Source organism: Pseudomonas sp. SWRI111 (assembly GCF_014268555.1).
Taxonomy (GTDB): Bacteria; Pseudomonadota; Gammaproteobacteria; order Pseudomonadales; family Pseudomonadaceae; genus Aquipseudomonas; species Aquipseudomonas hamedanensis.
The window spans coordinates 67,543-89,444 of sequence record NZ_JABWQQ010000016.1 but is presented as its reverse complement, the minus strand read 5'-3'; the positions used below and the strand labels follow the sequence as shown (position 1 = coordinate 89,444).

The 21,902-nt window shown below is 60.2% G+C and carries 20 protein-coding genes; 1 reads left to right on the top strand and 19 read right to left on the bottom strand.

What is annotated here, in order from left to right; all coding sequences use genetic code 11:
- Positions 1 to 99: 99 nt before the first annotated feature.
- The 7 genes from HU755_RS18665 to HU755_RS18635 all read right to left on the bottom strand — a co-directional run bounded on the left by HU755_RS18665 (position 100) and on the right by HU755_RS18635 (position 6,224).
- Entirely contained in the window at positions 100 to 969 is an 870-nt protein-coding gene (locus HU755_RS18665; protein ID WP_186620924.1) for a peptidoglycan DD-metalloendopeptidase family protein, read from the bottom strand.
- A gap of 212 nt (positions 970 to 1,181) precedes the next feature.
- Positions 1,182 to 1,817 carry a protein-L-isoaspartate(D-aspartate) O-methyltransferase gene (locus tag HU755_RS18660; protein WP_160768345.1) on the bottom strand — a complete coding sequence of 212 codons (636 nt, stop codon included), beginning with the start codon at positions 1,815 to 1,817 and terminating at the stop codon, positions 1,182 to 1,184.
- Positions 1,818 to 1,858: 41 nt separating this feature from the next.
- A complete protein-coding gene (gene surE / locus HU755_RS18655; RefSeq protein WP_186550209.1) occupies positions 1,859 to 2,608 on the bottom strand; it encodes a 5'/3'-nucleotidase SurE in 750 nt (249 codons plus the stop codon).
- On the bottom strand, positions 2,596 to 3,654 hold the full coding sequence (gene truD / locus HU755_RS18650; protein ID WP_186635275.1) for a tRNA pseudouridine(13) synthase TruD: 1,059 nt from the start codon (positions 3,652 to 3,654) through the stop codon (positions 2,596 to 2,598). Before truD ends, surE begins: the two co-directional genes overlap by 13 nt.
- Positions 3,651 to 4,124, bottom strand: a complete 474-nt coding sequence (gene ispF / locus HU755_RS18645; protein ID WP_186550205.1) for a 2-C-methyl-D-erythritol 2,4-cyclodiphosphate synthase — start codon at positions 4,122 to 4,124, stop codon at positions 3,651 to 3,653. Before ispF ends, truD begins: the two co-directional genes overlap by 4 nt.
- Positions 4,125 to 4,177: 53 nt before the next feature.
- A complete protein-coding gene (gene fghA, locus HU755_RS18640; RefSeq protein ID WP_186635272.1) occupies positions 4,178 to 5,023 on the bottom strand; it encodes an S-formylglutathione hydrolase in 846 nt (281 codons plus the stop codon).
- 88 nt (positions 5,024 to 5,111) lie between these two features.
- Complete coding sequence (locus HU755_RS18635; RefSeq protein WP_042557895.1) at positions 5,112 to 6,224, bottom strand: S-(hydroxymethyl)glutathione dehydrogenase/class III alcohol dehydrogenase; 1,113 nt, start codon at positions 6,222 to 6,224, stop codon at positions 5,112 to 5,114.
- A gap of 115 nt (positions 6,225 to 6,339) precedes the next feature.
- On the opposite strand from HU755_RS18635, the gene HU755_RS18630 reads away from it, so the two are divergent.
- Complete coding sequence (locus HU755_RS18630; protein WP_186635269.1) at positions 6,340 to 7,236, top strand: LysR substrate-binding domain-containing protein; 897 nt, start codon at positions 6,340 to 6,342, stop codon at positions 7,234 to 7,236.
- A 132-nt stretch (positions 7,237 to 7,368) separates the two neighbouring features.
- Here HU755_RS18630 and ispD read toward each other — a convergent pair whose 3' ends face one another.
- The 12 genes from ispD to fabZ form a co-directional block, all read right to left on the bottom strand.
- Positions 7,369 to 8,076 carry a 2-C-methyl-D-erythritol 4-phosphate cytidylyltransferase gene (gene ispD / locus HU755_RS18625; protein ID WP_186635266.1) on the bottom strand — a complete coding sequence of 236 codons (708 nt, stop codon included), beginning with the start codon at positions 8,074 to 8,076 and terminating at the stop codon, positions 7,369 to 7,371.
- A complete protein-coding gene (ftsB, locus tag HU755_RS18620) occupies positions 8,073 to 8,351 on the bottom strand; it encodes a cell division protein FtsB (RefSeq protein WP_007964293.1) in 279 nt (92 codons plus the stop codon). Before ftsB ends, ispD begins: the two co-directional genes overlap by 4 nt.
- 170 nt (positions 8,352 to 8,521) lie before the next feature.
- Positions 8,522 to 9,811, bottom strand: coding sequence for a phosphopyruvate hydratase (eno, locus tag HU755_RS18615; protein ID WP_016771461.1), 1,290 nt, complete (start codon positions 9,809 to 9,811; stop codon positions 8,522 to 8,524).
- Positions 9,812 to 9,966: 155 nt separating this feature from the next.
- Complete coding sequence (gene kdsA, locus HU755_RS18610; RefSeq protein ID WP_007954807.1) at positions 9,967 to 10,812, bottom strand: 3-deoxy-8-phosphooctulonate synthase; 846 nt, start codon at positions 10,810 to 10,812, stop codon at positions 9,967 to 9,969.
- 4 nt (positions 10,813 to 10,816) lie between these two features.
- Positions 10,817 to 12,448: a CTP synthase gene (locus HU755_RS18605; protein ID WP_186550194.1), complete on the bottom strand. Its 1,632-nt coding sequence runs from the start codon at positions 12,446 to 12,448 to the stop codon at positions 10,817 to 10,819.
- Between the two features lie 274 nt (positions 12,449 to 12,722).
- Positions 12,723 to 14,051: a tRNA lysidine(34) synthetase TilS gene (tilS, locus tag HU755_RS18600; RefSeq protein ID WP_186635263.1), complete on the bottom strand. Its 1,329-nt coding sequence runs from the start codon at positions 14,049 to 14,051 to the stop codon at positions 12,723 to 12,725.
- Positions 14,052 to 14,180: 129 nt separating this feature from the next.
- The gene (locus HU755_RS18595; RefSeq protein WP_186620934.1) at positions 14,181 to 15,128 is read right to left on the bottom strand and encodes an acetyl-CoA carboxylase carboxyltransferase subunit alpha; all 948 of its coding nucleotides are present in this window, start codon (positions 15,126 to 15,128) and stop codon (positions 14,181 to 14,183) included.
- 139 nt (positions 15,129 to 15,267) lie between these two features.
- The gene (gene dnaE, locus HU755_RS18590) at positions 15,268 to 18,789 is read right to left on the bottom strand and encodes a DNA polymerase III subunit alpha (protein WP_186635260.1); all 3,522 of its coding nucleotides are present in this window, start codon (positions 18,787 to 18,789) and stop codon (positions 15,268 to 15,270) included.
- Positions 18,790 to 18,865: 76 nt separating this feature from the next.
- Positions 18,866 to 19,492, bottom strand: a complete 627-nt coding sequence (gene rnhB, locus HU755_RS18585) for a ribonuclease HII (protein ID WP_186550332.1) — start codon at positions 19,490 to 19,492, stop codon at positions 18,866 to 18,868.
- Between the two features lie 11 nt (positions 19,493 to 19,503).
- Positions 19,504 to 20,637 carry a lipid-A-disaccharide synthase gene (lpxB, locus tag HU755_RS18580; RefSeq protein WP_186635412.1) on the bottom strand — a complete coding sequence of 378 codons (1,134 nt, stop codon included), beginning with the start codon at positions 20,635 to 20,637 and terminating at the stop codon, positions 19,504 to 19,506.
- Positions 20,637 to 21,413, bottom strand: a complete 777-nt coding sequence (lpxA, locus tag HU755_RS18575; protein WP_064364255.1) for an acyl-ACP--UDP-N-acetylglucosamine O-acyltransferase — start codon at positions 21,411 to 21,413, stop codon at positions 20,637 to 20,639. Before lpxA ends, lpxB begins: the two co-directional genes overlap by 1 nt.
- The gene (fabZ, locus tag HU755_RS18570) at positions 21,410 to 21,850 is read right to left on the bottom strand and encodes a 3-hydroxyacyl-ACP dehydratase FabZ (protein WP_016771469.1); all 441 of its coding nucleotides are present in this window, start codon (positions 21,848 to 21,850) and stop codon (positions 21,410 to 21,412) included. The genes lpxA and fabZ overlap by 4 nt, the downstream gene beginning before the upstream one ends.
- Between the last annotated feature and the right edge of the window lie 52 nt (positions 21,851 to 21,902).

Sequence of the window (21,902 nt, the reverse complement as noted above, 5' to 3'; positions counted from 1 at the left end):
GTCCTTTGGTGAGTTCGACCCCAAGCTCAAGCGACGCCTTTATCCTTGGCAGCGCTGGAGCCTGTCCCCTCTACGCGACGGAACAGGCTGGCTTACAAATCAACGTCTTGGCAGGAACTGCAGTGGATCCACAGGTTTACCTTGGCGGCGAATCTCAAAGTGCAGTTTCACCCGGTCCGTACCCGTTGACCCCATTTCGGCAATTGTCTGTCCGACCTTGACCTGCTGTCCCTCCCGAACCAACAGCCTGCGGTTGTGACCGTAGGCACTGACGTAGGTTTCGCTGTGTTTGATGATGACCAATTCGCCGTAGCCCCTTAAGCCACTCCCGGCGTATACGACCGTCCCATCAGACGCAGCTAAAACAGGCTGTCCCAAATCTCCGGCGATATCAATTCCTTTATTCAAACTACCGTTTGAAGAGAATTTTCCAATAAGAATGCCATTAGATGGCCATCCCCAGCCGGTCGGGGCCGGCCCTGCCGGAGGCAATGGTGCAGGGGTTGGCTTGTTCGCGACGGACGGTACAGCCCCGGCAGAACCGGTGGTTGTGGTGGTCGTCGTGCCATTGGCCTGGCGCCGGATTACTGTGGTTTTGCTCGACGAAGAAGGCGAAGAACTGGTGTTTCTCACCACGGCTGTCGACGTTGATCCGCTACGCCCGTCAAAGCGAATTGTCTGACCCGGGTGGATCGTATACGGCGTAGGAATATTGTTCCGCGCAGCGAGGGCTTTGTAGTCCCAGCCGTAGCGAAACGCGATCGAAAACAGCGTGTCGCCCGGACGGACTACATACTGCCCGGTCGTTACGGTCGGCCGCTGGGCCACTGCCTTGTTGCGATCGACGACACTCACGTTGCTCGATTTGGTGCTGGAGCAACCGACCAGCAGGGTGCTCAAGACAAGGCCAGTCACCAGGCGCTGAAAGCTCGTGTTACCCATACGCTGCGCAATGACTCTGAGACTCACCCGCCGCTCCCTTTGTGGTGGCTGAAAAATGTGTGATACCGGTACCCGGCATCAAATGTCGCAAGTATAACGGGCAGAACCGGCTTTACCCTTAATGAAGCGAAATCGCTGTGCGCACACGTTTGCCAGCTGGCAATACGCTACGTTTAATCCGACATTGCCGCTGTAAGACCGAGGCCGTTGAAAGGAATTCAACAGCGGCAAACAAATGCTCAGGCCAGTGGCCCGTTGAGCAAAGGCACGAAGCGCACAGCGCCCAGAACGTGGCGGGAAAAGCCGTGTTCTTCGCGCACGATCAGCATCAGTTGTTGCACCTCGCCCGACCCGACCGGAATCACCATGCGCCCGCCAGGCGCCAGTTGATCGAGCAAGGCTTGCGGTACATCGGTTGCGACCGCCGTGACGATAATGCCGTTGTAAGGTGCCAGCGCCGGCCAGCCTTCCCAGCCATCGCCCCAGCGAAACACCACGTTGCGCAGATTCAATTCGACCAGACGTTCCTTGGCGCGATCCTGCAGCACCTTGATCCGCTCGACCGAAAACACCCGCTCGACCAGTTGCGACAGCACCGCCGTCTGATAACCGGAGCCGGTACCGATTTCCAGTACTTTATCCAGCGGCCCCGCTTCCAGCAGCAGCTCGCTCATGCGCGCCACCATATAAGGCTGGGAAATGGTCTGGTTGTTGCCAATCGGCAATGCGGTGTCTTCATAAGCGCGATGGGCCAGCGCTTCATCGACGAACAGGTGACGCGGCGTTCGCCGAATAACCTCCAGCACCTTGGCGTTGCTCACGCCTTCTTCATACAGGCGCTGGATCAGGCGCTCGCGTGTGCGTTGGGACGTCATGCCGATGCCGCTGCGCAGGCGATCTTCGTGTTCACGCGCCATCAGCCGAGTCCTCCCAGCCAACCGTCAAGACTTCTGAAGGCATCGTTGAAGGTGCGATCGAGCTGCAACGGGGTGATGGAAACGTAGCCTTGCATCACTGCATGGAAGTCCGTCCCCGGGCCGCCGTCTTCGGCATCGCCGGCCGCTGCAATCCAGTAACCGGCCTTGCCACGGGGGTCGACCACTTTCATCGGCGCCGCCGCCCGGGCGCGATGGCCGAGTCGGGTCAGCTGGATGCCACGGATGTGATCGATCGGCAGATTGGGAATATTCACATTGAGCACCGTACGCGGCGGCAAATCGAGCCCGGCATGGGCCTCGACCAGTTTGCGCGCAAAGTAGGCCGCCGTCGGCAGGTTATCCACCTGACGCGAGACCAGCGAAAAGGCAAACGAGGGACGTTCGAGGAAACGTCCCTCCAGGGCCGCCGCCACCGTCCCGGAATACAGCACATCATCGCCAAGGTTGGCGCCGAGGTTGATGCCGGAAACCACCATGTCCGCTTCGCGCTCCAGCAGACCGTTAAGGCCCAGGTGCACACAGTCGGTCGGCGTGCCATTGAGGCTGATGAAGCCATTGGCCAGGTATTGCGGGTGCAACGGACGGTCGAGCGTCAGCGAACTGCTGGCGCCGCTTTTGTCCTGCTCGGGGGCGATAACCACGCACTCGGTGTAATCCGCCAGCGCAGCATAAAGCGCGGCGAGACCGGGTGCGGTTACCCCATCGTCGTTAGAAATCAGAATACGCATGGGCTGTCCGTCTGCCCCACCGGCACCAGATCAACGAGTTCGCGCACCAATACGGTGGCGAAGCATCCGGCCGGGAGGACGAATTCCAGTTGCAGAATGTCAGGCTGGGGATAATGCCACGTCAACCCGCCAATGGGCAGTCGCAGGATGCGACGTTCGTGGCTCATGCCGGCGTGAATCAACCAATCACGCAGATCCGCTTCACGCGCGGCGATCCCCTGCTCCAGATCATGGACTGTTCCTGTGGCCGGAGAGTCACCTGCCCCCCACTGCGGACCGGTCGGATGCAAATCAAGAATCGCCAGTCGCGGGTCGCTGCACTCGGCTTCACCGGCCGGGAAAAAGCTGCGGCTGTCAGTGAACGCGAGCAGATCGCCGACCAGCGCACGCTGCCAGGTGCCATCGGCGACACGTGCCGCCAGCACCTGATTGAACAGAAAGCTGCGCGCCGTCGACAGCAAACGCGAACGTACGTTGCGCTGTTCCGGCAAGGCCTTGCGCGCCGCCCACGCCCGCGCATCGACGACGTTACCGCCGTCATGACCGAAACGCTGGGCGCCGAAATAATTGGGGATACCTTGTTTGGCGATCAGTTGCAGGCGCTGTTCCAGCGCAGCCTCATCGCCGGCGAACTGAGTCAGGCGCAAGGTGAAGCCATTGGCCGAGTGCGCGCCGCGTTGCAGCTTGCGCTTGTGACGCGTGATCTTGAGAATTTTCAGCGTGTCGTTTTCCGCCGCCGACAGGTCCGGATCGGCCTTGCCCGGCAACTGCACGCTGAACCACTGGCGGGTCAGGGCCTGACGATCCTTGAGGCCGGCATAGCTGACAGTGCGCAAGGGCACGCCGGCGGCCTTGGCGATTCGCCGTGCGGCTTCTTCGGTATTCAAGCCACGCTTTTCCACCCAGATCCACAGATGTTCGCCGTCGCCACTGAACGGGATATCGAGAACTTCATCGACCTGAAAATCTTCGGCAATGGCTTTCAGTACCGCTGTGCCGAGGGGTTCACCGTAAGCCCGTGGGCCGAGCAATTGCAGTTCATTCATGCGCGCAGCAACAAGGCAACGGAATGCACGGCGATGCCTTCTTCGCGACCGACAAAGCCGAGCTTTTCGGTGGTGGTAGCTTTCACGTTCACTTGATCCAACTCTACTTGAAGATCCGCAGCGATCAGCGCGCGCATCGATTCGATATGCGGAGCCATCTTCGGCGCCTGGGCAACAATGGTGTTATCGACGTTACCGACCTTCCAGCCCTTGGCATGGATCAGGCTGACCACATGACGCAGCAGTATTCGACTGTCGGCGCCCTTGAATTGCGGGTCGGTGTCCGGGAAGTGTTTGCCGATATCACCCAGCGCCGCTGCGCCAAGCAAGGCATCGCTCAAGGCGTGCAGCAGGACGTCACCGTCGGAATGAGCGAGGAGCCCGAAGCTGTGTGCAATCTGCACGCCGCCCAGAGTAATGAAATCGCCTTCAGCGAAACGGTGCACATCATAGCCGTGGCCAATACGCATAAAAAAACGCCCCGATTTTTGTCAGGGCGTGATTCTACCTGCTTTGTCAGACATTAGGCGCCTAGAGCGCGCGCGTGATGCTGCAAGTGGTCGTCAATAAAGCTTGAGATGAAGAAATAGCTATGGTCATAGCCCGGTTGCAGGCGCAACGTCAGCGGGTGGCCCGCCTGTTTTGCCGCTTGTTGCAGGGCTTCGGGTTTGAGCTGGGTCGCGAGGAAATCGTCGCGATCACCTTGATCGACCAGTAACGGCAGCTTCTCCGAGGCCTCCGCGATCAGCGCACAGGCGTCCCACTCTTTCCACTTGGAACGGTCTTCGCCCAGGTAATGAGAGAAGGCTTTCTGACCCCAAGGGCAATCAATCGGATGGGTAATCGGCGAAAACGCCGAAACCGACTGGTAACGCCCTGGATTGCGCAATGCACACACTAAAGCACCGTGACCGCCCATGGAGTGGCCGCTGATGCTGCGTTTGTCGGAAGCGGGGAAATGCGCTTCAACCAGTGAAGGCAATTCCTGCACGACGTAGTCATGCATCCGATAGTGGCGTGCCCAGGGTTCCTGCGTGGCATTCAGATAAAACCCGGCGCCGAGACCAAAATCCCAAGCCTTGTCCGCATCGTCCGGGACATCCGGGCCACGCGGGCTGGTGTCCGGTGCGACGATGATCAAACCAAGCTCGGCGGCCATGCGCATCGCACCGGCCTTTTGCATGAAATTCTCATCGGTGCAGGTCAAACCCGACAACCAGTACAGCACCGGCAGCTTGCCGCCCTGCTCTGCCTGCGGCGGCAGGTACACGGCGAACACCATGTCGCAATCAAGCACCTCGGAGCGATGGCGATAGCGCTTGTGCCAACCGCCGAAACTCTTCTGACAGGAAATGTTTTCCAGATTCATAGCACTTCAGCCGCAAGCTGCGAGCTTCAAGCTGCAAGAGGGCGTTGCGCCTGCTTGCAGCTTATGGCTTGTAGCTTGTCGCTGCTCCTTAGAAATGAATGACAGTGCGGATGCTCTTGCCTTCGTGCATCAGGTCGAAAGCCTTGTTGATGTCTTCCAGACCCATGGTGTGGGTGATGAAAGTGTCCAGCGGGATTTCGCCGCTCTGGGCCATATCGACGTAGCTCGGCAATTCGCTGCGGCCACGCACACCGCCGAATGCCGAACCGCGCCAGACGCGACCGGTGACCAACTGGAACGGCCGGGTAGCGATTTCCTGGCCGGCGCCGGCAACGCCGATGATCACCGACTCGCCCCAGCCTTTGTGGCAGCATTCAAGCGCGGCGCGCATCAGTTGCACGTTGCCGATGCACTCGAAGGAGAAGTCGACGCCGCCATCGGTCATGTCGACGATGACTTCCTGGATCGGACGATCGAAATCCTTCGGATTCACGCAATCGGTGGCACCCAGTTGTTTGGCGATTTCGAACTTGGCCGGGTTGATGTCGATCGCGATGATCCGTGCAGCCTTGGCTTTCACCGCACCGATCACGGCAGACAAACCGATACCGCCGAGACCGAAGATCGCCACGGTGTCACCGGGCTTGACCTTGGCGGTGTTGAGCACGGCGCCGATGCCGGTAGTCACGCCGCAACCGAGCAGGCAGACCTTTTCCAGTGGCGCGTCCTTGGCGATCTTGGCCACGGAGATTTCCGGCAGCACGGTGTATTCCGAGAACGTCGAGGTGCCCATGTAGTGGAAAATCGTCTCACCCTTGTAGGAGAAACGCGACGTGCCGTCAGGCATCAAGCCCTTGCCCTGGGTCGCACGAATCGCCTGACACAGGTTGGTCTTGCCCGACTTGCAGAATTTGCACTGGCCGCATTCCGGGGTGTACAGCGGAATGACGTGATCGCCAACAGCGACCGAGGTCACGCCTTCGCCAATGGCCTCGACGATGGCGCCACCTTCGTGACCGAGGATCGACGGGAAGATGCCTTCCGGATCGGCGCCTGACAAGGTGTAGGCATCGGTGTGGCAAACCCCGGAAGCGACAACGCGCAGCAGCACTTCACCGGCCTTGGGCATGGCGACATCGACTTCTACGATTTCCAGCGGCTTCTTGGCCTCGAAGGCAACGGCGGCGCGTGACTTGATCATGCTGACTCTCCAGTGAATCCAATGAATATAAAACAGACAAACAGTGTAGTTCAGCGCTCAGTGATTAATAATCCGGACAAATGCAAAATATTATTGCTGTACAGGGACAATCTTCATGTCGGAAAACCGTTGGGAAGGCATCGACGAGTTCGTTGCCGTCGCCGAATGCAGCCAATTCACCGCAGCGGCAGAGCGACTCGGGGTTTCGTCCTCGCACGTCAGTCGCCAAATCGTCCGGCTGGAGGAACGTTTACAGACGCGCCTGCTGTATCGCAGCACCCGGCGAGTGACGCTGACCGAGGCAGGGCAGACCTTCCTCCAGCATTGTCAGCGCTTGCAGGATGGCCGCGAAGAGGCGTTGCGCGCGGTCGGCGACCTGACCAGTGAACCGAAAGGCATGCTGCGCATGACCTGCGCCGTGGCGTATGGCGAGCGGTTTATCGTGCCGCTGGTGACGCGATTCATGGGGCTTTACCCGCAACTGCGCATCGATATCGAACTGAGCAATCGCCAACTGGACCTGGTGCACGAGGGTCTGGACTTGGCAATCCGCCTCGGCCGACTGCAGGATTCGCGGCTGGTCGCCACTCGCCTGGCACCACGGCGAATGTACCTGTGCGCATCGCCGTCCTACCTGGAACGCTACGGTCGCCCACACAGTTTGTCGGAACTGAGTCGGCATAATTGCCTGATTGGCAGCTCGGACATCTGGCAACTGGAACAGAACGGGCGGGAATTTTCCCAGCGGGTGCAGGGCAACTGGCGTTGCAACAGCGGACAGGCGGTACTGGACGCGGCGCTGCAAGGGGTGGGGTTGTGTCAGTTGCCGGATTATTACGTGCTCGAACATTTGCACAGCGGCGCGTTGATTTCCTTGCTGGAGGCGCACCAGCCGCCGAATACGGCGGTGTGGGCGTTGTATCCGCAGCAGCGGCATCTGTCGCCGAAGGTGCGCAAGTTGGTGGATTTCTTGAAGGTCGGGTTGGCTGAGCGGCCGGAGTACAGGGTTTGAGTTATGGACTGCCTGTGTGAGCGCTTTCGCGAGCAGGCTCGCTCCCACAAGGGAAATGCATTTAGCCGTCGAACGCGGTCAACTGTGGGAGCGAGCTTGCTCGCGAAGGCAATCTGTTAAGCGCCATAACACTCAGCGGCGATTAGCCCAACGCTGGCGCAACCACTCCAGATCTTCAGGCCGGGTCACCTTGAGGTTATCCGCCCGCCCCTCGATGAGGCGCGGCGCCAGACCGGCCCACTCCATCGCCGAAGCTTCATCGGTAATCACGGCATCCGCCACCAGACTGTCGGCCAACGCCCGATGCAACGCGCCGAGGCGAAACATCTGCGGCGTATACGCCTGCCAGATCACGCTACGATCCACGGTTTCGACGACACGGCCGGTCTTGTCGACCCGTTTAAGCGTGTCGCGCGCGGGAACCGCCAACAGTCCGCCGACCGGATCATCTGCCAGTTCAGCGAGCAACTTGTCGAGATCATCGCGGCTCAGATTGGGCCGTGCCGCATCGTGCACCAGCACCCAATCTTCGTCATCAGCACCGTGCGCATGCAGATGCAGCAAGGCATTGAGTACCGAAGCGGAACGCTCTGCCCCGCCGTCGACACGCTGAATCCGCGGATCGTTGACGCACGCCAGGTGCGGCCAATAAGGGTCGTCAACAGCAAGACTGACCACCAGCCCCTTCAGGCTTGGGTGATCGAGGAAACAGCCGAGGCTGTGTTCGAGAATTGTGCGCCCGCCCAGTTGCAGGTATTGCTTGGGACGGTCCGCGGCCATCCGGGCACCGACGCCCGCGGCAGGAATCACGGCCCAGAAGGCCGGCAGGAAATCGATCATTGGGCCAACTGGTAAAGGGTTTCGCCGTCCTTGACCATGCCCAGTTCGTGGCGAGCCCGCTCTTCAACGGTCTCCATGCCCTTTTTCAGTTCGCTGACTTCGGCGTCCATGACCCGGTTGCGCTCCAGCAGGCCTTCGTTCTCGGCATGTTGGTCGGCAATCTGCTGTTTCAGCTCGGCGACCTGCGCCAGACTGCCATTGCCCACCCACAGGCGGTACTGCAGACCGGCCAGCAGCAAGAGCAAAACGAGAAACAACCAGTAAGGACTGCGCATCGAATATCAGGTATCCAGTGAAAAAAGACAGCCACGCCACAACTTTGAAGCATCTGATAGCACGAAGCCTGGAAAGGTCCAGGCTTGTGCTTAAGGCATCAGATTAGTGGCAAATCCATCGCTGTCACGACTTTTTCGACACAATCCGGTGTCCTTTGATCAGGTTGCGCTTAACCGCGGAACTCGGCGCGACCGTTGTACTTGGCCTTGCCGTTCAACTGCTCTTCGATACGCAGCAGTTGGTTGTACTTGGAAACGCGGTCGGAACGGCACAGCGAACCGGTCTTGATCTGGCCAGCCGAGGTACCAACAGCCAGGTCGGCAATGGTCGAATCTTCGGTTTCGCCGGAACGGTGCGAGATCACTGCGGTGTAACCGGCAGCCTTGGCCATCTGGATGGCTTCCAGGGTTTCGGTCAAGGTGCCGATCTGGTTGAACTTGATCAGGATCGAGTTGGCGATCTTTTTATCGATGCCTTCTTTCAGGATCTTGGTGTTGGTCACGAACAGGTCGTCGCCGACCAGCTGGGTTTTCTCGCCGATCTTGTCGGTGAGGATTTTCCAGCCAGCCCAGTCGGACTCGTCCAGGCCATCTTCGATGGAGATGATCGGGTAGCGCTCGGTCAGGCCCTTGAGGTAGTCGGCGAAACCTTCAGCGGTGAACACCTGGCCTTCGCCGGACAGGTTGTACTTGCCGTCTTCGTAGAATTCGCTTGCGGCGCAGTCCAGCGCCAGGGTCACGTCAGTGCCCAGCTTGTAACCGGCGTTGGCCACGGCTTCGGAGATCACTTTCAGCGCGTCTTCGTTGGACGCCAGGTTCGGTGCGAAACCGCCTTCGTCGCCAACGGCAGTGCTCAGGCCACGGGCCTTCAGCACGGCTTTCAAGTGATGGAAAATCTCGGTGCCCATGCGCAGACCTTCCGAGAACGACTTGGCGCCGACTGGCTGCACCATGAATTCCTGAATATCGACGTTGTTATCGGCGTGCTCGCCACCGTTGATGATGTTCATCATCGGCACCGGCATCGAGTACACACCCGGGGTGCCGTTGAGGTTGGCGATGTGCGCGTACAGCGGCAGGTCCTGATCCTGAGCAGCCGCCTTGGCCGCGGCCAGGGATACAGCGAGGATGGCGTTGGCGCCCAGGGTCGCTTTGTTTTCGGTACCGTCGAGCTTGATCATCGCGTGGTCGAGGGCTTTCTGGTCGCTTGGGTCGGTGCCCAGCAGCAGATCGCGGATCGGACCGTTGATGTTGGCTACCGCTTTGAGCACGCCCTTGCCCAGGTAACGGCTCTTGTCGCCATCACGCAGCTCGAGTGCTTCACGCGAGCCAGTGGATGCACCGGACGGCGCGCAGGCGCTGCCGATGATGCCGTTGTCGAGAAGCACATCCGCTTCCACGGTGGGGTTGCCACGGGAGTCGAGAACTTCACGACCTTTGATGTCGACGATTTTTGCCATTGTTGTAAACACTCCAAAGTTGACGAAAACGACGCAGCTAGAGGAAATCTTTATCGTCGGCAAGCGAAGTACAGCGGGCAGACTTGCAGACGACAGCGCTCACGCCCGAGGGCATGAGCGACAAATCGTGCGGTACTTTACCGGAGAATCGAGCGTTACGCGGTTTCTACCGTCGGAAAACTCTTCACCAGTTCGTCCAAAGCCTTGAGCTGGGCCAGGAATGGCTCCAGTTTGTCCAGACGCAAGGCGCAAGGGCCGTCGCATTTGGCGTTGTCCGGATCCGGATGTGCTTCGAGGAACAGACCCGCCAGCGACTGGCTCATGCCGGCCTTGGCCAGATCGGTGACCTGCGCGCGGCGACCGCCGGCGGAGTCGGAACGACCGCCGGGCATTTGCAGCGAGTGGGTCACGTCGAAGAACACCGGGTATTCGAACTGCTTCATGATGCCGAAGCCGAGCATGTCGACCACGAGGTTGTTGTAGCCGAAGCTCGAACCGCGCTCGCAGAGAATCAGTTGATCGTTACCCGCTTCGACGCACTTGTTCAGGATGTGTTTCATTTCCTGGGGCGCGAGGAACTGGGCTTTCTTGATGTTGATGACGGCGTTGGTCTTGGCCATCGCGACGACCAGATCGGTCTGGCGCGACAGGAAGGCCGGCAACTGGATGATGTCGCAGACCTCAGCGACGACCGCGGCCTGATCCGGCTCGTGGACGTCGGTGATGATCGGCACGCCGAAGGCCTGTTTGATGTCCTGGAAGATGCGCATGCCCTCTTCCAGGCCAGGACCGCGATAGGAGGTCACAGAAGAACGGTTGGCCTTGTCGAAGCTGGCCTTGAACACGTAAGGGATACCGAGTTTTTCGGTGACCTTCACATACTCTTCGCAAACCTGCATGGCCATGTCACGGCTTTCCAGCACGTTCATGCCGCCGAACAGCACCATGGGTTTGTCGTTGGCAATCTCGATGTCGCCGACGCGGATAATCTTCTGTGCCATCGGGTTACGCCTTCTTCTGGTGTTGAGCCAACGCGGCTTTGACAAAACCGCTGAACAGCGGATGGCCGTCACGTGGTGTCGAGGTGAACTCAGGGTGGAACTGGCAGGCGACGAACCAAGGATGATCCGGCGCTTCAACCACTTCGACCAACGCAGCATCGGCGGAGCGACCGGAAATCTTCAGGCCGGCTTCGATGATCTGCGGCAGCAGGTTGTTGTTCACTTCGTAACGGTGACGGTGACGTTCGACGATCACGTCCTTGCCGTAGCAGTCGTGCACTTTGGAGCCCGGCTCAAGCAGGCAGTCCTGCGCGCCCAGGCGCATGGTGCCGCCCAGGTCCGACGATTCGGTACGCACTTCAACAGCGCCGGTGGCATCTTCCCACTCGGTGATCAGACCGACAACCGGATGGCCGCTGGCACGATCGAACTCGGTGGAGTTGGCGTCTTTCCAGCCCAACACGTTACGGGCGAATTCAATGACCGCCACTTGCATGCCCAGGCAGATGCCCAGGTACGGCACCTTGTTTTCACGAGCGTACTGAACGGCAGTAATCTTGCCTTCCACGCCACGCAGACCGAAGCCACCCGGCACCAGAATCGCGTCGACACCTTCGAGCAGCGCAGTGCCCTGGTTCTCGATGTCTTCGGAATCGATGTAGCGCAGATTGACCTTGGTGCGGTTGCTGATACCGGCGTGGCTCATCGCTTCGATCAGCGACTTGTAAGCGTCCAGCAGCTCCATGTACTTGCCGACCATGGCGATGGTCACTTCGTGTTCCGGGTTCAGCTTGGCATCAACCACCGCTTCCCACTCGGACAGATCGGCGCTGCCGCATTGCAGACCGAAACGCTCGACGACGAAATCGTCCAGACCCTGCGAGTGCAGGATGCCCGGGATCTTGTAGATGGTGTCGGCGTCTTCCAGCGCGATGACCGCACGCTCTTCAACGTTGGTGAACTGCGCGATCTTGCGACGCGACGAGATGTCGATCGGGTGATCGGAGCGGCAAACCAGCACGTCTGGCTGCAGGCCGATCGAACGCAGTTCCTTGACGGAGTGCTGGGTCGGCTTGGTCTTGGTCTCGCCAGCGGTGGCGATGTACGGCACCAGCGTCAGGTGCATCAGCATCGCGCGCTTGGCGCCGACCTCGAAACGCAATTGACGGATGGCTTCGAGGAACGGTTGCGACTCGATGTCACCGACGGTGCCACCGATTTCGACCATTGCCACGTCGGCGTCACCGGCACCCTTGATGATGCGGCGCTTGATTTCGTCGGTGATGTGCGGAATCACCTGGATGGTTGCACCCAGGTAGTCACCACGGCGCTCTTTGCGCAGCACGTGCTCGTAGACACGGCCGGTGGTGAAGTTGTTGTTCTGGGTCATGGTCGTGCGGATGAACCGCTCGTAGTGGCCCAGGTCCAGGTCAGTCTCGGCGCCGTCGTGGGTGACGAACACTTCACCGTGCTGGAACGGGCTCATGGTGCCCGGGTCGACGTTGATGTACGGATCCAGCTTAAGCATGGTGACCTTAAGCCCCCGCGCCTCCAGGATGGCCGCCAATGAAGCCGAGGCAATGCCTTTCCCCAATGAAGAAACAACACCGCCCGTGACGAATATGTAGCGCGTCATGAAAAACCCTAGAAGTCTGCGTTAAAGCGGTACGAGCCGCCGGGGAAAGCGAAGGAAGGCCGAAGCCCCCGATCACCTGCATTAATCACAGTGCACCTTTCAAAAAAACCGCCGCGTTGGGACAGACCGGCAGATGAAACACCGGTAGGTTGCTCGCTACACATTTTTTGGAATCGCCCAGCAAAGACTGCTTGGTAATCGGCAACTCCTGCGATTCAGGCGAATCCACAGAAGTTGTATCAAGAAGGGAGCGTAGTCTACCGGAATGCCCCTTTCATCTCAAACCTTGATGTTCGTCTGTTGGCTGCCAATGCAATTTCCAGTTGTCGTGCGTATCGCCATCAAGGCCCGCCAGGTTGGCCACCGCGAGTAATTCATCGCCACGCAACAGCAGCGGCAATCTGCCACGCAAGAAACCCGGCACCGCGCGCTCGTTGAGCAGGCGCTTGAGATCACGCCGACCACGGTCGGTCAGCCGCAGCACTTCGCCGCCCTGCCGGTAAGCAATCCGCAGCGGCCCCTGGGGAGGCTGCCCACAGAACATGACGCGACCGTTACCCGGCAAGCGTAGCGCTGACGCCGGGGCCTGCCATTCGCCGCCGATCGCTGGAACTTGCAGCCAGTCGCCGCTGAGCCACCAGAGGCGGCCAGCGCCGCGGTGCAGTTCGCCATCGGCCAGTCGCCAGACCGGTGCAGCATCCTGCGCCGCGTCGCGCAGATGGGTCCAACCCGACCAATGGTCAGTGTCGGGCAGACGAGTCAGCGGTTCGAGCCAGTGACTGAGGGCGTTTCGCTGGCGCGCGGCGGACAAGGCGGCCAACGGCGCCAGGGCCAGCGATGGCACACCCAGCCAGTCGAATTCATGGGCAGTTTCGGCCTGTGCCAAGTCGATCCGCGCCAGTTCATCCAGCAAGCCTTGCGCGTCACGCAGATGCGCAGCCGTGCGCGACAGGCTGGCCTGCGCTTGCGGCCAGCGCTCGGTCAACGCAGGCATGATCCGCTGGCGCAGAAAGTTTCGTGAGAAGTGCTGATCCTGATTCGACGGGTCCTCGATCCAGCGCAACTGATGAGCCTGTGCATAACGTTCCAGCTCGGCGCGGCCGGCGTCCAGTAACGGACGAACCAACACGCCCTGCCCCACTGGCCGCTGCGGCGGCATCCCGCCAAGCCCGCGCACACCGGCACCGCGCAACAGCCGAAACAGTAGCGTTTCCGCTTGATCGTCGCGGTGCTGGCCGGTCAGCAGCACCTCATTGGTCTGCGTCAGCGAACTGAACACCGCATACCGCGCATCCCGCGCCGCTCGCTCAAGGCTCGCCCCCGGTTGCACCGTCACCCGCTGCACTTGCAACGGCACACCCCAAGCATCGCAAACGTCCTGGCAATGTTGCGGCCACGCATCAGCCGCAGCTTGAAGACCGTGATGGATGTGGATAGCGCTTAGCGCAGGGAGGGATTCGGTTTTTGCCAGGGTGGCGAGCAGGTGCAGTAGGACAGTGGAATCGAGGCCACCGGAAAACGCGATGCGCCAGTGGGTGGCGTGGCGCCAGGGCTCAAGGTTCAGCAGAAGCCGGGATGGCAAATCAATCGGGGACTGGCCCATATCTTTCTCTTTGCCCCAATCGAATGTAGGAGTGAGCCTGCTCGCGATAGCGGTGTACAGCCAACACATGGGTTGAATGTTACACCGCTATCGCGAGCAGGCTCACTCCTACAAGGGGTAGCGCTCGACTTAGAGACCGTAGCTCATCAGGCGATCGTAACGGCGCTTGAGCAGCGCTTCGTTATCGAACTGCTTGAGCATCGCCAGTTGCGAGCTCAGCTCGGCACGGATCGACGCCGCAGCAGCCGCCGGATCACGATGCGCGCCGCCCAGTGGCTCGCCGATCACCTTGTCGACAATACCCAGGCCTTTCAGACGCTCGGCGGTAATGCCCATCGCTTCGGCGGCATCCGGTGCTTTTTCTGCGGTTTTCCACAGGATCGACGCGCAACCTTCCGGCGAGATCACCGCGTAGGTGGAATATTGCAGCATGTTCAACTGATCGCAGACACCGATGGCCAGCGCACCGCCGGAACCACCTTCACCGATCACAGTGGCGATGATCGGGGTTTTCAGACGCGACATCACACGCAGGTTCCAGGCGATCGCTTCGCTCTGGTTGCGCTCTTCAGCGTCGATACCAGGGTAGGCGCCCGGGGTGTCGATGAAGGTCAGGATCGGCATCTTGAAACGCTCGGCCATTTCCATAAGACGGCAGGCCTTGCGGTAGCCTTCCGGACGCGGCATGCCGAAGTTGCGGCGTACCTTCTCGCGGACTTCACGGCCCTTCTGGTGGCCGATGATCATCACCGGCTGGTCTTCCAGACGGGCGATACCGCCAACAATGGCAGCGTCGTCGGAGAAGTGACGGTCACCGTGCAGTTCATCGAACTCGGTGAAGATGTGTTCGATGTAATCGAGGGTGTAAGGGCGTTTCGGGTGGCGCGCCAGGCGTGCGATCTGCCAGCTGGTCAGCTTGCCGAAGATGTCTTCGGTCAGCGTTCTGCTCTTGTCCTGCAGGCGGGAGATCTCATCGCCGATATTCAGCGAATTGTCATTACCGACCAAGCGCAACTCTTCGATCTTGGCTTGCAGGTCGGCGATCGGCTGTTCGAAATCTAGAAAATTCGGGTTCATAGGCGTCCGTCTTGGGTCGTGTCCCAAATGAGCTTGGGCCGGCCGGTTGTCTATTCGCGCCCTACCTTAAGGGAGAGGCGCGCTGAGGTCGAGATTAAAAATTCAGGTTGTGCACAAGCGCAATAATGGCACTTGCCGGTCAACGGTATTGGAGGAAGACGTTGTCTCGCCCGAACTGGTCACGCAGTGCTTGAATCAACGCATCCGCCGGGTCGATGCGCCAGGTCTCGCCGAACTGCAGCAAGGTCTTCGCTTCGGGACTGGTGTACTCCATGGTCACCGGGCACGCGCCGCGATGACGCTTGAGCAGTTCGCCCAACCAGCGTAGCTGATCGCCTTTCAGATCCTGGGTGTGCAACTTCAAGCGCAGGCTTTCCGCCAGATTGGTGCGCGCATCCTCCATGCTCATCACCCGCTTGACCCGCAGGCGCAGGCCGCCGGAGAAGTCGTCGTTGCTGACTTCGCCTTCGACCACCACCATCGCGTCGGTCTGCAACAGCGATTGCGCCGAATGGAACGCTTCGGCAAACAGCGACGCCTCGATCCGCCCCGAGCGGTCGTCGAGGGTGATGAAGCCCATCTTGTCGCCCTTTTTGTTCTTCATCACCCGCAGGGCAATGATCATCCCCGCCACGGTCTGGGTGTCGCGGGCCGGTTTCAGGTCGATGATGCGCTGACGGGCGAAACGGCGAATCTCGCCTTCGTACTCGTCAATCGGGTGACCGGTCAGGTACAGGCCCAAGGTGTCTTTTTCACCTTTGAGGCGTTCCTTCAGGGTCAGCTCCTTGGCCTTGCGATGGCTGGCGTAAACATCGGCGTCTTCCTCGACGAACAAGCCGCCAAACAAGTCGGCGTGACCGGAGTCGTGGGTACGTGCGGTCTGCTCGGCAGCCTTGATCGCCTCTTCCATCGCCGCCAGCAGCACAGCGCGGTTGCGGTCGATGTTGGCCTGATAGGCCTTTTGCTCGTCATGGAAGTACGGGCCCAGACGATCCAGGGCACCGCTGCGGATCAAACCGTCGAGGGTGCGCTTGTTGATGCGTTTGAGGTCGACGCGGGCGCAGAAATCGAACAGATCCTTGAACGGACCGGCCTGACGCGCTTCAGTGATCGCTTCCACCGGGCCTTCACCGACGCCTTTGATCGCGCCGAGGCCGTAGACGATGCGGCCGTCGTCGTTCACCGTGAACTTGAACTCGGAGGTGTTCACGTCCGGCGCGTCGAGGCGCAGCTTCATCGTGCGCACTTCTTCGATCAAGGTCACGACCTTGTCGGTGTTGTGCATATCCGCCGAGAGTACCGCGGCCATGAACGGCGCCGGATAGTGGGCTTTCAGCCAGGCGGTCTGATACGACACCAGGCCGTAGGCGGCGGAGTGGGATTTGTTGAAGCCGTAACCGGCGAATTTTTCCACCAGGTCGAAAATGTTACCGGCCAGATCGGCGTCGATGCCGTTGGTCGCACAACCTTCAATGAAGCCGCCGCGCTGCTTGGCCATTTCTTCGGGTTTTTTCTTACCCATGGCTCGCCGCAGCATGTCCGCACCGCCGAGGGTGTAACCGGCCATGACCTGGGCAATCTGCATCACCTGTTCCTGGTACAGGATGATGCCGTAAGTCGGTGCCAGGACTGGCTTGAGGCCGTCGTACTGGTAGTCCGAGTGCGGGTAGGCCAATTCGGCGCGACCGTGCTTACGGTTGATGAAGTCGTCCACCATGCCCGATTGCAGCGGGCCTGGACGGAACAGTGCCACCAGTGCGATCAAGTCTTCCAGGCAGTCGGGCTTGAGCTTTTTGATCAGCTCTTTCATGCCCCGCGACTCAAGCTGGAACACCGCCGTGGTTTCGGCTTTTTGCAGCAGCGTGTAGGTCGGTTTGTCGTCCAGCGGGATAAACGCGATATCCAGTGGCGGCTCGTTGACCTTGGCGCGGTCGCGGTTGATGGTTTTCAGCGCCCAGTCGATGATCGTCAGGGTTCGCAGACCGAGGAAGTCGAACTTCACCAGGCCGGCCGCCTCAACGTCGTCCTTGTCGAACTGGGTCACCAGACCGTCGCCGGCCTCGTCGCAGTAGATCGGCGAGAAGTCGGTCAGCTTGGTCGGTGCGATTACCACACCACCGGCGTGTTTACCGACGTTACGCACCACGCCCTCGAGCTTGCGCGCCATTTCCCAGATTTCCGCCGCTTCTTCATCGACCTTGATGAAGTCACGCAGGATTTCTTCCTGCTCGTAGGCTTTTTCCAGGGTCATGCCGACTTCGAACGGAATCATCTTCGACAGACGATCGGCCAGGCCGTACGACTTGCCCTGCACCCGCGCCACGTCGCGGACCACAGCCTTGGCGGCCATGGAACCGAACGTGATGATCTGGCTTACCGCATTGCGGCCGTACTTCTCGGCCACGTAGTCGATCACCCGGTCACGACCGTCCATACAGAAGTCGACGTCGAAGTCGGGCATCGAGACCCGTTCCGGGTTGAGGAAACGTTCGAACAGCAGGTCATATTCCAACGGGTCGAGGTCGGTAATCTTCTGTACGTAGGCCACCAGCGAGCCGGCACCCGACCCCCGGCCAGGACCGACCGGCACGCCGTTGTTCTTGGCCCACTGGATAAAGTCCATCACGATCAGGAAGTAACCGGGGAAGCCCATCTGGATGATGATATCCAGTTCGAAATTCAAGCGGTCGACATAGACCTGGCGCTTGGCTTCGTAATCTTCGGTGGTGTCCTTGGGCAGCAGTACCGCGAGGCGTTCTTCGAGACCGTCGAAGGAGACCTTGCGGAAATATTCGTCGATGGTCATGCCATCGGGAATCGGGAAGTTGGGCAAAAAGTGGGTGCCCAGCTTGACTTCGATGTTGCAGCGTTTGGCGATCTCGACGGTGTTTTCGACAGCGTCGGGAATGTCGCTGAACAGCTCGATCATTTCCTCGGCGCTTTTCAGGTACTGCTGATCGCTGTAATTCTTCGAACGCCGCGGATCGTCGAGGGCACGGCCCTCACCGATGCACACGCGGGTTTCGTGGGCGGCGAAGTCTTCCTGCTTGATGAAGCGCACATCGTTGGTCGCCACCAACGGCGCGCCAAGCTTGTCGGCCAGCGCCACAGCGCCGTGCAGTTGCTCTTCGTCGTTGGGACGGTTGGTGCGCTGGATTTCCAGATAGAAACGATCCGGGAACACCGCCATCCACTCGCGCGCCAAGGCCTCGGCCTCGGCCGGGTTGCCGCCGATCATGGCCATGCCGATCTCGCCTTCTTTGGCGGCGGACAGCATGATCAGGCCTTCGCTGGCCTCGGCGACCCACTCGCGCTCGACGATGACCATGCCGTTGCGCTGGCCTTCAATGAAACCGCGCGAGATCAACTCGGTCAGGTTGCGATAGCCCTTGGCATTCATCACCAACAGGCTGATGCGGCTCAGCGGCGCATCCGGATCCTTGTTCGCCAGCCACAGGTCGGCGCCGCAGATCGGCTTGATACCTGCGCCCATGGCGTTTTTATAGAACTTGACCAGCGAACACATGTTGTTCTGATCGGTGACCGCGACCGCCGGCATGTTCATGCCCGTCAGCGCCTTGACCAGCGGCTTGATTCGCACCAGCCCGTCGACCAGGGAGTATTCAGTGTGCAGGCGTAGATGAACGAATGAAGCCGGCATAGTGATCCTGTCCAGTTACATGGAAACAACAAGGCCCGGATTGTACCGGGCCTCGAACAAAACATCAGCCTTGCGACTAAACCTGCGTCAGGCTTTCCAGCGCCTCGTAAGCCAGGCGTACCGGGGCGAACGAGCGGCGGTGAATCGGCGTCGGACCGAGCCGTGCCAACGCTTCCAGATGAACGGGGGTCGGGTAGCCTTTATGACCGCCGATGCCGTAGCCCGGATAGATCAATTCGAACGCTGCCATTTCGCGGTCGCGGCTGACCTTGGCCAGAATCGACGCCGCCGCGATCGCTGGCACCTTGCCGTCGCCCTGAATCACCGCCTCAGCGCGCATCGGCAGTTGCGGGCAGCGGTTGCCGTCGATCATCGCCAGTTTCGGCTGGATGTGCAGGCCGGCCACCGCACGCTGCATCGCCAGCATGGTCGCGTGGAGGATGTTCAGCTCGTCGATTTCTTCGACCTCGGCACGGGCAATGCACCAGCTCAGGGCCTTTTCGCAAATCTCGTCGTAGAGCTTTTCGCGCTTGGCCTCGGTGAGTTTCTTCGAGTCGTCGAGACCAAGGATCGGCCGGTTCGGGTCGAGGATTACCGCCGCCGTCACGACTGCACCGCACAACGGGCCGCGGCCGACTTCATCGACACCGGCGACCAATTCTTCGACTTCAGCGACCAGGGTGAAATCCAGGCCCATCTGCATGCTTGCCTTGCTCATCGTTTATCGCCGATCAGGTTAAGGACGGCGTCCGCCGCCTGATTGGAAGCATCGCGCCGTAACGTGCGGTGGATCTCGTCGAAGCCGCGGGTCTGTTCCTCACCGCCGTCAATCAATGGCGACAGGGTCTGCGCCAAAGCCTCGACCGTTGCATCATCCTGCAACAGCTCGGGCACCAGCAAGCGCTGGGCGAGCAGGTTCGGCAACGAGACGTACGGACTCTTGACCAGGCGCTTGAGGATCCAGAACGTCAGCGGCGCCAGACGATACGCCACCACCATCGGCCGCTTGTACAACAGCGCTTCAAGGGTCGCGGTGCCGGAGGCGATCAACACGGCGTTGCAGGCGGCCAAGGCCAGATGCGATTTGCCGTCGAGCAGCGTCACCGGCAGATCTCGACCGGCCAGCAGGGTTTCGATTTGCTCACGACGCTCAGGATTGGCGCACGGAATCACAAAACGCAACCCCGGGCGCATCGCGCGCAGGCGTTCGGCAGTGTCGAGGAACAGCGCGCCGAGGCGACTGACTTCACCGCCACGGCTGCCCGGCATCAGGGCCACCAGCGGCCCGTCGGGCAAGCCCAGCTCGGCACGCGCGACGGCGCGATCGGCTTCCAGCGGAATGGTATCGGCCAGGGTGTGGCCGACGAAACGCACCGGCACGCCTTTTTCTTCATAGAATCGGGCTTCGAACGGCAGCAACGTGAGCATCAGGTCGCAGCCTTCGCGGATCTTCAGCACACGCTTTTGTCGCCACGCCCACACCGACGGGCTGACGTAGTGCACGGTCTTGATCCCGGCCTGACGCAGCTTGAGTTCGATATTGAGGGTGAAGTCCGGCGCGTCGATGCCAATGAACACGTCCGGCTTCTGAGCGATCAGCGTGGCGATCAGGTCCTTGCGGCGTTTAAGCAGCTCGCGCAGCCGACCGAGAACTTCCACCAGGCCCATGACCGACAAGCGTTCCATCGGGAAATACGACGTCAGGCCTTCGGCCTGCATCAGCGGACCGCCGACGCCGATGAATTCGATCGCCGGGTGTTGAGCCTTGAGCGCACGCATGAGGCCGGCACCGAGAATGTCACCGGAAGCCTCACCCGCCACCAGCGCAATACGCAGACTGGCCATAATCAGCGGGTGATGCCGCGAGTCGACGCCTGGATCGAATCGCGGAACACGGCGACTTCAGGGAACTGCGCAGAAGGTTCGACGAGTTCGGCCAACGCCTGCTCGACCGTCAGCCCTTGGCGATAGACGGTTTTATAGGCGCGACGCAGCGCATGGATCGCATCTTCGCTGAAGCCGCGACGGCGCATGCCTTCGAAGTTCATGCTGCGGGCTTCGGCCGGGTTGCCGAATACCGTGACAAACGCCGGAACGTCCTTGCCGATCGCCGTGCCCATGCCGGAAAAGCTGTGGGCGCCGATGTGGCAATACTGATGTACCAGCGTAAAACCGGAGAGGATCGCCCAGTCGTCAACATGCACATGGCCCGCCAACGCGGTGTTGTTGACCAGAATGCAGTGGTTGCCGATGACACTGTCGTGGCCGATGTGGGCATAGGCCATGATCAGGTTGTGATCACCCAGCGTGGTTTCCGAGCGATCCTGAACGGTGCCACGGTGAATGGTCACGCCTTCGCGGATGACGTTGTGGTCACCGATCACCAGGCGGGTTTCCTCGCCCTTGTACTTCAGATCCGGGGTGTCTTCGCCTACCGAAGAGAACTGGTAGATGCGATTGTGTTTACCAATGCGGGTCGGCCCCTTGAGGATCACATGCGGCCCGATCACGGTACCCTCGCCGATTTCCACACCTGCGCCGATGATCGACCACGGGCCGACCTCGACGCCGTCAGCCAGGACGGCAGACGGATCGATGATTGCGCGAGGGTCAATCAAACTCATACTTTTTGTTCCGCACAGATGATCTCGGCCGAGCAGACCGGCTTGCCATCCACCGAAGCCTGGCACTCGAATTTCCAGATCTTGCGCTTGCAGCTGATAAAGGTCGCTTCCAGGATCAACTGGTCGCCCGGTTTGACAGGCTGGCGGAAGCGCAGCTTGTCGGAACCGACGAAGTAGTACAGGGTGCCGTCGGCCGGTTTGACGTCGAGCATTTTGAAACCGAGGATCCCGGCAGCCTGAGCCATCGCTTCGATGATCAGCACGCCCGGCATGATCGGATGCGCCGGGAAGTGACCATTGAAAAACGGCTCATTGATGCTGACATTCTTGTAGGCGCGAATGCGCTTGCCTTCAGTGTCCAGTTCCACCACCCGGTCCACCAGCAGGAACGGGTAACGGTGAGGCAGGTATTCGCGAATCTCGTTGATGTCCATCATTTCAGGGGAAAGCCTATGTAAAGATTGGGAGCGCGACTGACGCGCACTCCTC